General features: G+C 52.4%; 3 protein-coding genes. All 3 read right to left on the reverse strand.

Annotation, left to right across the window (positions count from 1 at the left end):
- Positions 1-358: 358 nt before the first annotated feature.
- Positions 359-727 (reverse strand): addiction module antidote protein, encoded by a 369-nt coding sequence (locus Q0106_RS07790; RefSeq protein WP_297611187.1) that lies wholly within the window; start codon positions 725-727, stop codon positions 359-361.
- A 219-nt stretch (positions 728-946) separates the two neighbouring features.
- On the reverse strand, positions 947-2,962 hold the full coding sequence (locus Q0106_RS07795; RefSeq protein WP_297611190.1) for an autotransporter outer membrane beta-barrel domain-containing protein: 2,016 nt from the start codon (positions 2,960-2,962) through the stop codon (positions 947-949).
- Between the two features lie 149 nt (positions 2,963-3,111).
- Positions 3,112-3,466, reverse strand: a 355-nt coding sequence (locus Q0106_RS07800) for a hypothetical protein (RefSeq protein ID WP_297611193.1), incomplete at its 5' end; no start/stop codon positions are given.

The following is a 3,466-nucleotide window of genomic DNA, read 5'->3' on the forward strand; positions in this document are numbered from 1 at the left end:
TTGAAAATTGCAAAGAGAAGCACTCATTAACTTTTCGGATTCTGCGATCGCCCTGCTCGAAAGAGAACGTGCGACCTTGTAGGTTTTATTCATTTTAGGTTTCCTCCCTAAAAAATAATTTCTCTGAACTGGGTGTCAGAGAAAACCAACCAAATTCGTAATCGTCCGATCGATTCGGCGAATTTAAAAAAAACGCCGACCCTCAGACGCATCAAAAAGAGCAAATCTCAATTCATGAAAGCCGCAACGAATGGATGAAGAACTATTCATAACAGCATTTCCAAAAAATCAAGACAACGAAATAAATATCCGCTGATGAGAAAAATATTTTCTAAAAATATTTATCTGTATTTACGGATCATTCCTGAAATTCTTTTGAATTTCTGACAACCTGGATGAACAGGTTCATTTCTTCACAAATCCTCATAACGAGATCAAGACTTGGATTGCCGCCTACCTGCAATGCCCGGTACAGATGACTCCGATTGAGGCCGGTCTTCTGGGCAAATCGGGACATGCCTCTGCCCTTCGTCAGCTCGCCGAGAAGTTCAATCGCACGATCAAGCGCTCCGATGCGTAATGCAGCGTTGATGTGGTTCAGAATTTCCTCTTCCCGGGGAAGCAATGGAGCATTAAGCGGCATGCATGCATCAGCGTCTGATTGAATGTGCAGATTGCGCGCCATAAGCGTTGTCAGATCAATCTCAAGGAGTTGAAGGCACTTCACGCGACGCGTTCTTCCGGGGAGGAGCGTCATGAAGCAAGAAACGAATGAGGTGGAATCGCGATCGCTGCGAAAATCACATTCGGCAGGGCCTCGACTCGGTTCTCCATGTGCATTGCTTCCGGCTTCTCCCCGGGAAAAGGCGTCTGAAGCCCGCCCGGCTCACCGAGCCGCCTGCGGAGCATTAAAGCGCCGCAGGCCCGGGCTTCCCGAACATCCGGCTTAGAACTTCCAGACGGCGTTCAGCGTGAAGGAATGGTTCTTCGAACTGTCAGACCCGTTGAAGCTGTAGCTCAGTCCTGACGAGAACGTCTCGCCCGTGATGAAGTTCACGCCGGCTGCGGCTCCGTATGAGGTATCCCCGATGACATCAGGAGACACATGGTCCACAGAGGTGAGTCCAACGGCAGTTACCCGGTTGTCGACATCCTTGTCGCCGAAATTGGGCTGAACGTAAAGGCTCATCCAGGGGCGAAGCGCGAGGTTCCCCGCGAACGTGAAGTCCGCGGAAGCCTTCACGCCGACCGGGATGCTGTAGATGTTCTGCTTGGCTGCGTCAACGTGGAAGGCGTCGAGTCCGTCAACCGTAGTCGTGTAGCCCTGCGTCCTCAGATAGGTGTACTGGAGGAGCGCGAAAGGCGTCAGCGTGACATTCGCAAGATGGAAGTCATACTGATAGCCGGCCGTTAACTGAGCAGCCCACGTGTCCGCATCCGCCTCAGTCTTATAGAGCGGCTTATCGCCGACAAACGACTGGAACTGCATCGAGACATCGTTCTTGCCGTTCTGAACGGCGACGTCCCAGACGATCCTCGAGTTGTCCGTGAGAGCCCAGGTGCCGTAGAGCGAGCCCGCGTAGCTGTCGATGTCGTTTTCAACCTTCGGAAGCCCCGCTCCGAGTTCGCCCGTCGAGTCGCCGCGCAGAACGCTCAGGGAGCCGCCGAGAAGAACCGTCGGGGAGACCTTGTGATCGAGGCCGGCAATAACGCCCGAGAGGTCCGTGCTCACGTCGCGGTCGCCGTTCAGATCGTTCCAGAGGCCGTTCGACTTGTTGCGCATGAAGAGGCCGTCAGCCCAGAGATTCGTCTCTCCCGGAAGGATGCGTTCAAAGGCGCGGTCACGCTGGCGGCTGAAGGAGTCGCGGCGATTCTGCAGCATATCCCAGGCAATCGTCTGAGCACCGCCGACGCTGACGAGCTGACCTGCGCTGTCGATCATGCGGGCAGCGAGATAGAAGTTGGCAGGCTCCACATCCATCGTGTAGTGCTCAACAACGTGATGGATCAGATTGACGGCGCCTGAGACCGGCACGTTGTCATGGTCTTTGAAGAGGAGCGCCACCGTCTCGTTCGTGAGGTTCTGGAGCGAAAGCTTTACCTTCGTCATGTTTTCCCACTGACGAACCGCCTCGCCGTTGATGTAGACGCCGTTTGCATCCATCGTAAAGCGATAGTCCTGCCATCCATTCTCACGCTTCAGACCCAGCGTCAGGAAGGCGCCCATGGCCTGATAGAACTCTTCTTCAGTGACGCCTTTGCTCAGAGCGGAAGCATGCAAGTCCTGCAGCGACTTTGTAGCACCAGCCTGAAGCGCCCCGGTGTCGAGAAGCTTCTTCAGAGCCGCGATGTTTTCCTGGCCGGCAAGCTTCTGATCATCAAAGGAGTTATCTTTCACCTTTGACTGCACGCGATCAATGACTGCCTGCGTCATGCTCAGATTGACGCCGGCAGTGCTGCTCCCGGTGCTGCCGGAACCGCTGGGGCTCAGATTGAACCAGGGAGTGTCAGCGCCTTTGCCCGGCTGGCCGATAACGGCATGCGTATGGTCCTTCGAAAGAATATGATCCGCGTGAATCTTATTATCCGCGTCAATATTTACATTGAAGGTCGATCCCTTATTGAGTTCAATTGAAAAATGATCTTCTGCCTTTCCGGCATTAGCAGATGCCTTTTCAAAAAGGCCGTCATTATGAGAACCGAAAGTAACGGATGAATTTTTGTCGAGCGTCAGCGTGCCGTTATTCATCACCTGAATATAGCCATTGCCGAGGCGAGCCACCGCACCACTGCCAACGGTTAACGAAGCCGGATCCTGTTGTTTATCCAGATCCTTATGACCGACTCTGAGGACGGAAACATGGCTACGTGCAGGATTAAATTCATTCGGCTCGTAATAATTAATGTCGAGCGCTGCTTCGTTGGTGAGCGTGACTTTTGCCCTATGCAGGCTCGTGATCAATTCGCCGGAAGAAGACCCTCCCGTACTTCCATCCGTAATAACGAAGCCTGAGTCGGCCCCCTTCAGATCAAAGGTCCCATCACCGATATATGTCTCCTTGTTTCCAGGAGCAACATAAAGCGTTATATTTTTGATTTGGCTGAATTCCTTTAGATTGCCAGCGTAGTTGCCCACCCAGAATCTTGCCCCCGCATGAAGAACAAGTGCAGATGATTTGCTGATGGCATGGGAATCCCAGACAGCCAGAGATGCATCATTTCCAACGGTGACTGAACCAGTGAAATTATTAGTGCCCGACAAATAGAGCGATTCGCCGTCCTGAACCAGGATACCGCCGGAACCATTAATGCCTTGATGAAGGTATAAATAATTATAGTCGCCCTGATGGCCCGCATCCTCGTTATGATACGTACCATCCCCGCTAATGGAAAGCTGCTGACCACGAAGAATATTAAGGGGACTTCCATAAAATAAATGCCTGTAAATTCTGAAAATTTCAGAGTT

Source organism: uncultured Sutterella sp. (genome assembly GCF_937923675.1).
Taxonomy (GTDB): Bacteria; Pseudomonadota; Gammaproteobacteria; order Burkholderiales; family Burkholderiaceae_F; genus Sutterella.